This is a genomic window from Cupriavidus sp. MPR-AND1C, from assembly GCF_058809705.1.
This window is the reverse complement of the sequence record NZ_JBXASU010000048.1, coordinates 1-12,943: the sequence shown is the minus strand read 5'-3', so window position 1 is coordinate 12,943 and position 12,943 is coordinate 1. Positions and strand designations below refer to the sequence as shown.

11 protein-coding genes and 1 pseudogene are annotated in these 12,943 nt (G+C 54.9%); 4 read left to right on the top strand and 8 right to left on the bottom strand.

What is annotated here, in order from left to right; translation table 11 throughout:
- Positions 1–19: 19 nt before the first annotated feature.
- The 4 genes and pseudogenes from AC1RWI_RS23340 to AC1RWI_RS23325 all read left to right on the top strand — a co-directional run bounded on the left by AC1RWI_RS23340 (position 20) and on the right by AC1RWI_RS23325 (position 2,752).
- Positions 20–1,408, top strand: a complete 1,389-nt coding sequence (locus AC1RWI_RS23340) for an undecaprenyl-phosphate glucose phosphotransferase (RefSeq protein ID WP_492869103.1) — start codon at positions 20–22, stop codon at positions 1,406–1,408.
- Positions 1,398–1,814 carry a VanZ family protein gene (locus AC1RWI_RS23335; protein WP_492869048.1) on the top strand — a complete coding sequence of 139 codons (417 nt, stop codon included), beginning with the start codon at positions 1,398–1,400 and terminating at the stop codon, positions 1,812–1,814. The genes AC1RWI_RS23340 and AC1RWI_RS23335 overlap by 11 nt, the downstream gene beginning before the upstream one ends.
- A 24-nt stretch (positions 1,815–1,838) precedes the next feature.
- Positions 1,839–1,943, top strand: a pseudogene (locus AC1RWI_RS23330) (hypothetical protein); the annotation flags it as partial.
- A gap of 32 nt (positions 1,944–1,975) precedes the next feature.
- Positions 1,976–2,752, top strand: coding sequence for a WecB/TagA/CpsF family glycosyltransferase (locus AC1RWI_RS23325; protein ID WP_492869046.1), 777 nt, complete (start codon positions 1,976–1,978; stop codon positions 2,750–2,752).
- A gap of 105 nt (positions 2,753–2,857) precedes the next feature.
- On the opposite strand, the gene AC1RWI_RS23320 is transcribed toward AC1RWI_RS23325, so the two are convergent.
- The 8 genes from AC1RWI_RS23320 to AC1RWI_RS23285 all read right to left on the bottom strand — a co-directional run.
- Positions 2,858–4,918: a right-handed parallel beta-helix repeat-containing protein gene (locus AC1RWI_RS23320; RefSeq protein ID WP_492869044.1), complete on the bottom strand. Its 2,061-nt coding sequence runs from the start codon at positions 4,916–4,918 to the stop codon at positions 2,858–2,860.
- A 184-nt stretch (positions 4,919–5,102) separates the two neighbouring features.
- Complete coding sequence (locus AC1RWI_RS23315; protein WP_492869042.1) at positions 5,103–6,236, bottom strand: glycosyltransferase family 4 protein; 1,134 nt, start codon at positions 6,234–6,236, stop codon at positions 5,103–5,105.
- A gap of 165 nt (positions 6,237–6,401) precedes the next feature.
- Entirely contained in the window at positions 6,402–7,466 is a 1,065-nt protein-coding gene (locus AC1RWI_RS23310) for a glycosyltransferase family 4 protein (protein WP_492869040.1), read from the bottom strand.
- A gap of 148 nt (positions 7,467–7,614) precedes the next feature.
- Positions 7,615–8,493 carry a glycosyltransferase family 2 protein gene (locus AC1RWI_RS23305; RefSeq protein WP_492869038.1) on the bottom strand — a complete coding sequence of 293 codons (879 nt, stop codon included), beginning with the start codon at positions 8,491–8,493 and terminating at the stop codon, positions 7,615–7,617.
- A gap of 2 nt (positions 8,494–8,495) precedes the next feature.
- Positions 8,496–9,245 carry a glycosyltransferase family 2 protein gene (locus AC1RWI_RS23300; protein WP_492869036.1) on the bottom strand — a complete coding sequence of 250 codons (750 nt, stop codon included), beginning with the start codon at positions 9,243–9,245 and terminating at the stop codon, positions 8,496–8,498.
- Positions 9,236–10,492: a glycosyltransferase family 4 protein gene (locus tag AC1RWI_RS23295; RefSeq protein WP_492869034.1), complete on the bottom strand. Its 1,257-nt coding sequence runs from the start codon at positions 10,490–10,492 to the stop codon at positions 9,236–9,238. The genes AC1RWI_RS23300 and AC1RWI_RS23295 overlap by 10 nt, the downstream gene beginning before the upstream one ends.
- A 6-nt stretch (positions 10,493–10,498) precedes the next feature.
- On the bottom strand, positions 10,499–11,992 hold the full coding sequence (locus tag AC1RWI_RS23290) for an oligosaccharide flippase family protein (protein WP_492869032.1): 1,494 nt from the start codon (positions 11,990–11,992) through the stop codon (positions 10,499–10,501).
- On the bottom strand, positions 11,979–12,943 hold a 965-nt coding region (locus tag AC1RWI_RS23285), incomplete at its 5' end, for an O-antigen ligase family protein (RefSeq protein WP_492869030.1). The genes AC1RWI_RS23290 and AC1RWI_RS23285, both read right to left, overlap by 14 nt.

Below are 12,943 nucleotides of genomic sequence, written 5' to 3'. Positions count from 1 at the left end.
CATGGGAGTTTATCGCGACATGTTTGCCAGGCACCACGACCAGCTCACGCTGGCCGCGCGCCTGCTCGACGTAGCCATCATCTGGATTGCCGCTTACCTGGCAACCGAACTCCGCTTCAAAACGGACGCCACGCCCAGTGCGCCCATCCACCAGTTCATCCAGTACTTTGGCTGCACCGTCGCGTTTATCGTGTTGCCCGCGTTCGACCTGTACGCCTCCTGGCGCGGCCGCAGCGCCTTCTCGCTGTTCACGCGCATGCTGGCCGGCTGGACCCTGGTCTGGCTCATCAGCATCCTGGTCTGCTTCCTCCTCCATCAAGCCGACTCCCTCTCGCGCCTTTGGGCCACCTACTGGTACTTCGGGTCCATCATCGGCCTGCTGGGGCTGCATATCGCCAGCCGGGCCGTCCTGAGCCTGGTCCGCGGCACCGGCGTGAACACCAAGCACGTGCTGATCGTCGGCTACGGCCGCACCGGCCAGGAGATGTACCACCGCGCCACCGCCAACCGCCGCACGGGCTACAGGGTGGGGGGCATCTACGCATCGCCAGACGAAGCCACGCCGGCCGGCGTGCCGCGCGTGGAAGACAGCGCCAAGATTGCGGACTTCGCGCGCCAGCACAAGATTGACGAAGTCTGGATCACACTCCCGATGAGCGCCACCCGCCAGATGCAGAGCATTGCGTACTCGCTACGCAACGACTTCATCGACATCAAATGGATGCCCAGCCTGCTGGACTTCGACCTGCTCAACCACAAGGTAGGCGATTTTATGGGCATGCCCGCGGTAGAACTCAACCGCCCGCCATCGCTAGGCGTGCGCGGCGCAGTAAAGTCAGCATTCGACCGCAGCTTTGCCGCCCTGGTGCTCGCCGCCCTCTCCCCGCTGTTCCTGGTCATCGCCGTGCTGATCAAACGCAGCTCCCCCGGCCCCGTGTTCTTCAAGCAAGAGCGCCTGGGCCTGGACGGCCGCGTGATCCACGTCTACAAATTCCGCAGCATGAAACCCCACGCCGAGCACGGCGTGGTCACCCAGGCCACCAAAGGCGACAATCGCATCACCCCCATCGGCGCCTTCCTGCGCCGCACCAGCCTGGACGAGCTGCCCCAGTTCATCAACGTGCTCAGAGGCGAGATGAGCGTGGTAGGCCCGCGCCCGCATGCCATGGCCCACAACAATATCTATAAGGAGCAGCTGGATCTGTACATGCTCCGCCACCGCGTCAAGCCCGGCATTACCGGCTGGGCGCAGATCAATGGCTACCGGGGCGAGACCGATACGCTGGACAAGATGGCCAAGCGCGTTGAGCACGACATCTTCTACATCCGCAACTGGTCGTTCTGGATGGATTTGCGCATCATCTTCTGGACCGCGTTCAAGGGCTGGACTGGACAGAATGCGTATTGAATTGCAGCCGTCGGCGCGGTCTGCCGCGTCGATTCTCGGGCCGCACGCCAGGCTATTGTTATCGTTGGCAGCAGCCTTCTACCTACTGATGCTGCTGGTGGGAAACCAGCCGGGCAATGCGCAAGCTCTGTCTCAAGAGTATGGCGATAAGAATCTCCATCTCGTGGCCTACGCCTGTCTCGCGGGTGCAATCCATCTATCGTTCACCCGCTACCGCGCCGCCATTACGTTGGCCGGCATCGCCCTGCTGGGCGGGCTCGACGAATTCATCCAATCGTTCTTTCCGTACCGCTCTTCGGACCTGACGGATCTGCTGACAGATTTGCTGGCCGCCGTAGCCGCGATAGTGCTGATCTCCCTGGCCGCCCGGCTAGGTCGAGTGAGCCCTCAGGCCAGCAAACACTAATTCCCAATATTTCGGACTGTAGTCATGAAAATCACAATCATCGGCAGCGGCTATGTGGGCCTGGTCACCGGGACCTGCCTGGCTGAACTCGGCAACGACGTACTGTGCCTGGACCTGGACGTCGCAAAGCCGTACCACCAAAAACTCGCGGGCCTGGCAAGATGAAGCCGATGTCCGGAAGCAAGGTACTTGGTGCATTTATCAATGCTGTCACCTGGGACGAAGCCATCGGCTCAATACACAAATGGGCTGCGGCTCGTGAATCGCGCTATGTCTGCATTTGCAACGTCCACTCTGTCATCAGCGCGCGATCGAACCGCGAGTTCTCACGAGTGATACGTGAGGCCGACATGACGACGCCCGACGGCGCGCCGATCGCCTGGATGCTGTGCCGACTTGGGTTTCCTACACAAGAGCGAATCAATGGTCCGGACTTGATGCTCCGCTACTGCGCGCATGCTGCCAGCACTGGTCAGTCCATCTTCCTGTATGGCGGGCGTATCGAGACGCTCTTGCTACTTGAGCAGCGGCTAAAGCAAGAATTTCCGTCCCTGCGCATTGCAGGGATGCACAGCCCACCGTTCCGCAAGCTCTCGGAAGAAGAAGATCAGGCCATTGTGGAAAAGATCAACGCCAGTGGCGCTAGTACCGTCTGGGTGAGCCTCGGGTGCCCTAAGCAAGAGCTATGGATGGCAGAGCATCGTAGCCGCATTGAGGCGGTGATGATCGGCGTTGGAGCCGCGTTTGACTACCATGCAGGAACGCTTGCAAGAGCTCCTCACTGGATGCAGAAGAACGGGCTCGAATGGTTTTACCGACTCTGCAGCGAACCGTCGCGACTCTGGAGGCGGTACCTCGTTACGAACACCCTTTTCCTCGGGCTCGCTGCGGCGCAGTTGCTACGCGGAGCAAACTCGAAAGCCAGAGACGTGCTATGACTCTATGGTGGACGGGTGCCAGGCGGGCGCCTCAGCGGGGCGCCCGGCTATTACCGTGAGCCGAACCTGACCAGCCGCGACTACAGTCGTTCCGAGTGCGGCGCTCTATTGCAACGGCAAGACCAAACTCTCGTTCCGCGTACGAAAGTCTTCGCGGCGCATGCGCCCCCCGATAGGAGCAGGGGTGACGAACACATCCTCCGTCTGTTCGACCAGTCCACCGAGATCAATCCCCGCCTCGGCAGCCTTCTCAACTGAATAGGCCCTGCCTTTTACCACCACGTTGCCGCGCGCCCGGTTGTACTTCGGTGCGCCAATGTCGTCTTCCCGAATCCTTGATAAATTTGCGTAGCGGCTCGCGTAAGTCGTCCCAAGGTAGGGTACCGCGTCGAGCCCGCTTTGCAGTTCGAGCTTGGGGTCTTGAGTCGATTTCTTCTGCCACGTCATCCCGCGCGCATCTAAATGAATGGCCGGACTGCTTTCATAGAAAATGTTGCCATCGATTATGTTGTCTCGCCCTCCCCCAATAAAGACGGGTTGCTGTACGCGAGCGAAGATGTTGTGCCGGACGACAATACCACTAGCTTGGTCATCTAGATAGATCCCCTTCACCTCATGCGTGGCATCCAAAGCCCGGATATCGTGCAGGAAATTCTCCTCAATCACCGTTCCTCTTGCGGTGAAGTCCCGCCCTGTATAAATAGCGCCAGCGTCACTTGTTTCCTTCACAACATCGAAAATCTCGTTTCCAGCTATCCGATGGTCGTTACCGCTAAACCAGACCGCTGTATGCGGTGCGTCCGAAATCGTATTTCCCTCTACTAGTTGCCCCACACCAGCGATCTGCACCGCAAACCGGTAGGTCTTCGCCAGGCGGCTAAATCGTCGAATCACGTTTGCCTTCGCAAAGTGATGTGCCGGCTCCAGCGTTTGCCGGTTACCGCCTGAAAGCGATACCCCCCCCTCGCCGGTATCTTCGATTAAGCTGTTGCGAACCCCACAACGGGCGCCACCCTCGACGACCAGAGCACGGTTTCCGGTCTCTCGAATCGTCACCCTGTCCAGCGCCACATCGCTACTTTGCTTCACGACCACGGCATCGCCCCGCGTCTTCTCGAGAACTAAGTCGTGCACAGTTACGTTCCGCGAGGATTCCAAAATCAGCAACGACGTAGCAACAGCGATTTCTACATCTGCTCTGTTCAGCGTGTCGGGTGGCCAGAAGTACAGCCTCGCATGACTTCGATCCAAATACCATTCCCCGGGCATGTCTAACTCTGTCAGCGAATTTTCCACACGCAGACGCTGCCCGTCCTTAATCCCGTAGGGGGAGCCCGAACCGTCGATCTTCATCACGTTGGCGGCTGCGTCCCTCCTCGCAACCCCGTAGGTTTGCCCCGCCCAATCCCAAAACCAGAAGCCGAATACCTGCAAATCCGGTTCGCCCTTCCAGTCGCTTATCGCCCGTCCGGCAACAGCAAACGTGGTCTTGTCAGTAGCGGGAAGTTCTGGAGAGCGAACGATTCTGCCGTAGCCGCTATTGGGCCAACCTGCCAACGGCTGTGGAGCATCGCGATAAAAAACCTCCGTTGGAGTCGGGCTGATTGGCAAGCCAAAACCACGCGCTGAAGCACTCGATGCGAGAGGCAACCCCAATCCCGAAACGGCAGCCATACGCACCGAGCTCCGTGCAGATGGCGCAAGGCGTGTAAGCGCGTCATGCTCGTCCACGGCGCTCCACTCGGACACCAACGTCGCACCGGATAGCACCGTTCTGGGCCCAACACCCGATATCTCAAAGGCCACATTGCTCGTCGCACCCTCACCCCAACGCAAGCTAAGCGGAGCGGTTAGGCGGTACGTCCCCGCCACCAAATGCAGCTGAACTCTGGAGAAATTTCTATCAAGGGCTTGCTGCCATTCGGGCTGTTGAATCAAAGCAAACGCTTCGCTGAATCCGGCCACGCAATGCGCCACAGGGATCGCGGGGCAATGCACCTCGTCGGAACCAAGTCGAGATAGATCAGGATGAACAGTAATTTCCAGATCTGCAGCCCTCGCACCACCGCTACCTAAAGCCAACGCTGTCAAGCAGTACGCAAGCGCGGCATAATGCAAGATGCCGAATTGTGCGCGACGACAGAAGAATGATTTATCGGCGTTCATAGCGGCCGCCCCGTCGCGAACGCGATCTGAATGGTCATAATGTAGCGCTCCCAAAAATGCCTGGATTCACTGACTAAACGGTGTGACTGCTTTCCGCGGATGACCGCGTCCACTTCCGCTATAACAAATACCGCAATCCTTCATTCCGACATTCCAAAGAAATTATTATAAATAGCTTTATTTATTACCGTTTTCGCTTGTTTTCTAAAATGGCCTGCTCGTAAATCTGCATCAACGTCTGATAGTTGGAGTCCTCGTTGTAGTGCTCCTCAAACGCTAGCCGCGCTCCTTGCCCTAGTCGTTCAAGCGCAGACGGTGACCGCCATGCCGCACGCACGGCGGTCAACAACGAATCGGCACTAGCAGCATCAAAGACGACGCCGCTCCCGCCGTGCTTCACAATACTGGGCAACGGACCGAGGTTCGATACGGCAGTCGGTGTACCGAAAGCAAATGCCTCGCGAACCACCATGGGGAAACCTTCGAAACATTCGGACGGAAGCACCAACAAGCGCGCCGACGCGATCTGCGCTTGCGCATCCACGAACGGCACTTGCCCCAGAAACCGCACCGACAGACCGCCTGCCAAGCTCTCCAATTGGCCACGAAGTGGGCCATCGCCGACTATGCGCAGTTCCGGGGCGCCCGCCCCCCAGGCTTTCCACGCCCTCAATAGCGTATGAACACCCTTCTCCTCTGACAATCGCCCCACGAACACAACATAGGCAGGACGTTCAGCCCACGGTACAACCCCCGGACGCCCTGGATAAAAATTAGGCTTGACATGGACGCGACTTGCCGGCAAGCCGGCCTCCACCATACGCTCCCGTTGAAATTCGCTCAGAGCAATGAAGGCGTCCACCTGATTCGTCCACGTCCCCAGGAACCGGTGCAGCGCAACATTCACAGCCAAGGGCAAGGTTGCCAAATGGCTACCTCGGTAGCAACCGTGTCTCATTGCGGGTAGCACGTTGCGGCGATCCAGGCAGTCAGTGCAGACTTTCCCAGCGCGCATGGGAATCGCCGCTGGGCAAAACAGGCGGTAGTTATGCAATGTCAACACACGGGCGGCACGCAGACCAATAGTGTGGAAGATGGCAGGCGAGATTAGCGGGAAGGTATTGTGCACGTGAACGACATCTGGCCGGGCAACGTCCAACGTTCGGTGCATGGCCCTGGCGGCAAACGGATTCCACGGGGTCGAAAACGCCCCCTGCACCGTGCCCCACGCTCCCCTGGCGCGAATAGTATCGCTATGCCGAGTGAATCCAGACACCGTATGGTCACGCGCTTGCAACAAGGCCATTTCGGCGTTCATTACTTGATCTTCGCCCGACGGGACCGTTGAAGCGTAAGAATTGTGAGCCAACAAAATATGCATTATATAAATTACACCCCCGCCAAAACAATTAGGCAAAATTTGAGCGCTAAAGAAATATTAAAACCCATACTTTATATAAATAACCCACGAAAATTAAATCCTTTATCTTTGCAACGCCTCAAAAATACCCGCCTTGAACTTTACGGCCATCTTCTCTATAGAATATCTCTTGGCTGAATTCAAGGCGCCCTCACCAAGACGCCTCAGTCGCTCCGAATCGCTCAGCAAATTAATAACCTCCCCGGAGAAGTCGGAAATCGAGTTATTCGAAATCACACCGTTTTCGTCATGTTTCAGGTATGAAATTTCAGGCCCATGGTTTCCTGAATTCGTAGTAACCATCGGGACCCCAGCAACAAAGGAGTCGAGAATCCCAAGGCCAACACCCCCTGGATTAAGCAAGACGTCAGAGATTGCCAAAATCTCCATCTTCTCCCGCTGATGACGAGACCCCAACACTTTGACCCACAACTCGCTTTTGGCGAAGTCCTCCACAACTCCTCGATCGGGGCCATCTCCGACAACAAGGAGACAGAAATTCGGCAGTCTCTTTCGAATATTTATTGCTGCCTCCAAAAGAAAACCAAGCCGCTTTGATTCATAAATAGAACCGATGAATACACCGATAGGGCCGAAACCAACACTCAACTCATTTCGCAAGCTAACCTTATCCTCCTCGGTTATACCATCTTTACTTTGTTGCAATACAGTTGTGTCTATAGAATTATCTAGAACCGTGATTCTATCAATAGGAAAACCGTCCTGGCATATAAAATCGCGAGTCATTTCCGTATATGCAAACCACCAGTCCACCTTACTGGCCGTCCATCTTTTGAACTTTTCTTTGATTCCGCTCGGCCGAGCTGATTGCATATTCCTCCCGTGCCCCCAAAATGCCAATCGACGGGGCCTAAAAATGGTCAATGCAATCAAATTATAAATAAGTCTATTTTCCTGGGTGACGATTACAAGATCGGCATCCGCTGCCTTCCTGCCAAATGGTTGCCAACAAAACCCGGCAAAATAGGCCGTGTCGACTTTCTCAGCCCAATCAAGGTGACCCTCGTCACGCTTAAGTACTTCGCTTGCATCGGAATTACCAACCAGTAAGCGAAGATTAACATCGTCTTCCGCCAGAATAACTCGCAACCGCTCGAAAAGAGGCACGCGATAATTCGTAAGTCGACGTTGAACAATAACCACGTTACGATTTGAAGTCAAAATTTAACCTCGATTGCTTTCATCCATGAATGATGAACCCGAAGCCAGATGCATCTATGAGCGAAGAAATCAATAGTTTCCAAAGCACTATCATCTACCACCTAGCTCGGTCATGTTTCCCTAGATACCAACCAGTCATTCCCTCGATCCGCCCCAAAACGGTGGCAACTCCCTGCACCAATGCCTTGACTCCACGCCCTTGCAGGAGCGGAAGAGCCAATGGGGCGATGCAGCCTCGTAGAATGACAGCGAAGCTCAATCGATGCTTCACGTACAGCGCTCCGGTACCGCGAGCACGACGGCGAGCATGAAGGCAAGCTGCCCGCCAATTGCCATAGGACAGCGGGACAAAAGCATGGTGCACTCGCGCTGAAGTGCAGCGCCCCAGTTCAGCACCGCTGGCAAGTGCACGTAACACATAGTCGGTTTCTTCCCCGGCACCGTACCACTGACCCACACCAAGCCGGACATCGAAGCCTCCCAGCCCTTCGATTAACGTACGCCTAAAAAAAAGACAAATCGAACTGGCGTCTCCCCCCCTGAAACTTCGCCAAGAAGCAAGCTGCAAATTGCCGGGGGAAGTATCCGCCGAATTTCGGGCTGCGCTCTGTTCAACCCAGCAGGCAACCATCCCCTGCATGCGAGGCGCGCGCTGGCTGGTATTCAACACGTTCGCAAGTACCTCAGGTTCATACCAACAGTCGTCATCAGGAAAACATATCCAATCGCCTCTAGCGGCGGCGATACCCAAATTGCGAGCCGCGGCAAGATTGGGGGGCTGAAGTCGCTCGACGCTGATATCGATGCCGAGATTGCGTGCCCGCGCAATGTAGGGCGCCAGTCGCATATCCGCATTTTGATCTACAAGAATGACTTCGAAATCACGGCAGGTTTGAGCAACAAGGCTATCAAAGAGTCGGTTCAGTTCGTCCGTACGGCCGACGGTAGCGAGAACCAGAGAGAATAGCGGCATGGTCAGACCGATCCCGACAAGGCGCGGCGGCGACGCACAAGAAAGCGGGCGTAGTGCGCAGCCAGCGCGAGGGGATTCCTGCCGGCGTGAGAAATGCGGACGCGAAAATCCTCTTCCATAGCAGCGCGGCGATTACTCGTGGAAAGGCTTCCGGCGTGCTCGCGAAACACCGCCAGTACTTCGTTCAGTTGGACCGGCTCGGAGATATTGGCGAGTTTCAACCAGAAATCGTAGTCCATTGCATACTTGAGCGCAGTATCGAAATAGCCCGCTTGAGAGAAAAGATCGCGCCGGACGAAGGTCGCGGGGTGCGGCACGAAATTGCCACGCAACAGACGTTGGGAGCTGTAGGTTGGCGCAACGAAATTTTCGCTGCGGATACTTCCGCTCACATCTCTTGCGATCCGACCAAAAAGCCAGCCCTTACCACTACCTTCCATTTGCCGGGCTACCGTAGAAAGTACCCCGGAATGCGCATAGTAGTCATCAGAATGCAGATGGGCGACCACGTCACCGGTGGCGGCCAGAACACCAGCGTTCATGGCATTGCTGATGCCTCCCCGAACATTTTCGACCAAGACATAAGGGCGCGTCAGTGCACGGATGCGCTCAAGGGTGCCGTCATCAGATCCCCCATCGACAAAGACGAGCTCTACATGCGGATAGTCTTGCGCCAACACAGACGCTATGGATTGCTCAAGAAATTTCTCGCTATTCCAGGTGCAGGTAATGATGCTAAAAGTTAGGGGCATGGATGGGCCTCATATTCGTTCGGCCGCGTCGCCATGGCGCGGCGGTAGACTGTCAAAATATGCTCAACGGCCTGGTCAACGCCGCCAGCTCCATTAAGTTGTGGGAATACAAAATCCGGCCGGATCTTGAACTTGGCAAGCTCATTGACTAGTGAGGGCAGGTCTTCGCTTAGCTTCAATTGCTCGGAATATGTAGCGTAGCGAGCTAATTCTGGCGTGCCGCCTTGTGCCAAAGCGAAGGTTACCTTCCCGAGCAACAATCCCTCTAGCACAGTGGTAGCGCAAGGCTCCTCCCAGACCGAAGGCACTACCACAGCGTCCGCCCCGGCGGTTAGACGCAGCGTGTGTAGGGCGTCACACCACCCGAGGAATCGAATGCGTGTCGAAGAATACTGATTCCGCAAGTTTTGCAACTGAGGACCATCACCCACGACAACCAACCGCATGGCTGGAATCTCTTTGCGCGAGAAAAGCTCGATCAGTTGGTCGATGCCTTTGGGCGAGTAGAGCTTACCCGCGACAACTATCTCGATCGGGGCAGCATCCGGCAAACGTAGCGGATCCGCGGCCGCGCGAGAAAGGCTCCCGGAATCAATGAAATTGTGGATGACTGTTCCCCAATCCTGCCGCCCCATGGTTCGAGAAAAATTCCGATGCAACATTTCCGAAACAAACACGGTCTGGTGTCTTTGGAAACTATCAGCGACTTCTCTGCGGAAGCTTCGGACAGCCATAGTTGAGACTGTACGCTGCAGAACATTGGGCTGCGCCGAAATGCACTCCACGCAATCCCTTGCCTCGGTAGATTTGCAAATGGCCCCATTCTTGAAGCGGGTATATTTAAGGCAGTCACTACCCTGATCGTGTCGGGTCTGGACGAACCGAATCCCCGGAGTTAGATAGCGTGCTAGATTCGGAACATGGCCGTGATAGTGAACAACGTCATAGTGTGCGGCGAATTCTTCGATGATGCGAGCGAACCGCCTAGCTAGCCAGCTTCGTTTGTAAGGTATATAAAAACCTAAGCGATGCTCCTTCCAACCCGCGAGATGGCCGCTCAGTGCACCAATGAATTGACCGCCAAACTCCCCCTCCACCCCGGCCGCTTCGATGGGATTCTGTGTGCCTCCCAGGAAGTCAACCGAGTGCCCCGCACGAATCAACGCCCGAGCCAGATTTAATGCGTGTTTTGCCAAGCCACCCATGGCAGCATATGGCACATCTTCACTAACAATGAGAATACGCACCGGTGCCTATCGTCCAAGTTTTCGACGCAAGCCCGCCGCCAAGGCAGCCCGGTCATTGATCAACAACACATACCAAATTCCCAAGGCTCCAAGCGCAGTCATGCCCATTACCGTTGTTGCGACAGTCGCCACTAGTCCCGTCGGCAAGAAATGCCTTAATACGAGAAACGCAACTAATATGGCCACACCAGCCAAAATTGGCTGCCAGACGCTGCCCATCGCGTCTTTCAAGCGAAGTGGCACCGTGCGACCATGGACGTAGACAAGAAATGCCGCGCTTAACACAATAGCCGTGAGCAGATGGGCGGCCGCAGCGCCAATAATACCGAAGAACTTCATCCCGGTGAAAACCAGAACCACGCCGATAACACCGCGGACCAAGGCGAATCCGCCCGAGACACGTGGATGCCCAAGAGCATCGTTCACGATAGAAGGCAAGTTTGTCAGCGAATCAACGAGGATAGCGAAGGCCATGAGTACCAAAACTGCATACCCTTCGACCGCAAATTCCTGGCCAACCCACCGTCCCAAAAAGGCATCGCCAGCAAGCACAATCGCCGCGCAGACGCAGAAATTAACAAAAGTAATGTAGCGGAGAGCACCTAGGTAGGTCGAACGTAACTCTTCAAGGCGAGATGTCGCTGCAAGCGTACTGACGTGCGGAAACATGACGCCAGCAAGTCGACTCGTCATGCCAAGTACACGCCCGGCCAACGTGATTGGAACGGTGTATAGAGTGACCGCTACCGGCCCACCAATAGCACCAATAATCAGTTTATCGCCGTGTTGATAGAGTGTCGCAGCTAATTTGCTGAGGTAGGCATAGCCGCTGAACGACAGCATGTCGCGGCGGACGGCCCGATCGGGTGCGACAAACGCGAGCGGCGCCCCCAGCAGCCGTAATTGCAGGACAAGACTTCCGCAATTCAGCGCAGAGACTGCAACCCGCGCGATAACGACGGCCGCCAGACCCAGGCCGGAGACAGCGACAATCATGCTAACAACGTTGGCTAATACGCCATAAATCATCTCGTTGCGGGCGGACAGATCATAGCGTTGGAGCGCCTGTAGCACACAAATCAACACACTCTGAATCTGGACAATTGCAAAACCAACCCCACCAATTCGTAGAGCAAGAATAATATTTGGCCTCTCTTCTACGGACGAACTTCCAAAGAAGTTCGTCAGTTCCTCGGCGTAGATTCCTATAGCCAAACAAACGAAAATTCCCAAAACACAATAGAACGCAACCGAAAACCAAAATACCTGTGAAAATCGCCGCCTGTCACCCGTGGCATGAGCCTCAGAAAGATATTTAATAGCACCTGATGTTAGATTAATATCCAGGGAACCAAAATACCCTACAATGGAAGTAACCAACGTCAGCCAGCCATAGCCTGGCGCACCCAAGGCGGCAACGAGCATTGGGATGGTCGCCAGCGCCACCACCGCGGGAACGCCTGCTCCGGCGGCATGCCAAAGAGAATTACGTAAAAGCATAGTTTCTCTTTCTAATTACAGACGCGCGTCCGGCAATAAATGGAAGCGCCAAGGCAAGGCCCATCATCATCATAGAGCGGAACTCTATAATTGGTGTTCCAATCAATAGCGTTGGAAACCAGAATAGAACGCCTGCGGCGCCGGCATCGGCGAGCATCCGAAGCTCGCCAACAAGATTTTTTCTTGTTCTTATGTAAAAAAAGAAGAAGCTGAACAGCAAACCAATAAACATCGCGAGCCCGAGCACACCAGATTTAAGTAGGACATGTCCAAATCCGCTGTGAACGAATCCAAAATTTCCGTCGTGATAGCTAAGTTCCGCCAAATTTGATTGCATGGTTCCCCACATGCCCTTTCCGAAGATCCAGTCATCCCCTAGGGAACGCCAAGTTTCTGTGTACTCCAAAACTCGGCTGCCTGATTCTGCTCCATCACTGCCACCAAGGACATCAAAAAGAAATCCATTGCTGCCTCCATTCCGATCCACCTTATCAAGTCGCAGCGCGGTTAACAAAGTAGCACCACCAAACAAGACGCAGAATGAGAAAAACATGGCAGACAATCGCTTCCTCAATGGAAGCACAGAAATGAGAAGCATAGCCCCCAGCCCCATTCCGATCAACGATGATCGCCTAAAAGAGAGGACTACAATCGCGACCTCCAGAATCAATAAAACCCACAGCGCATATTTCGTCTTTTTACCAATATATGATTTTTTGAAATAGAGCATCCATGCCGAAGAAAATGCCGCCAAAGTGGCAAGAAATCCATCACTTATATCAAAAAATGTAATGCTCGTTCCCGTATTTTCAAAATTGGCGTATATATTTGCGCTATCCCCGCCAAAAAATACCAACCTAGCCATGCCAAATAATCCACGTAGCCCTATTGACACCAGGATAAATTTAACTAATAAATTAGATGATTTGCGCGTTGCGTATGCATTTATGC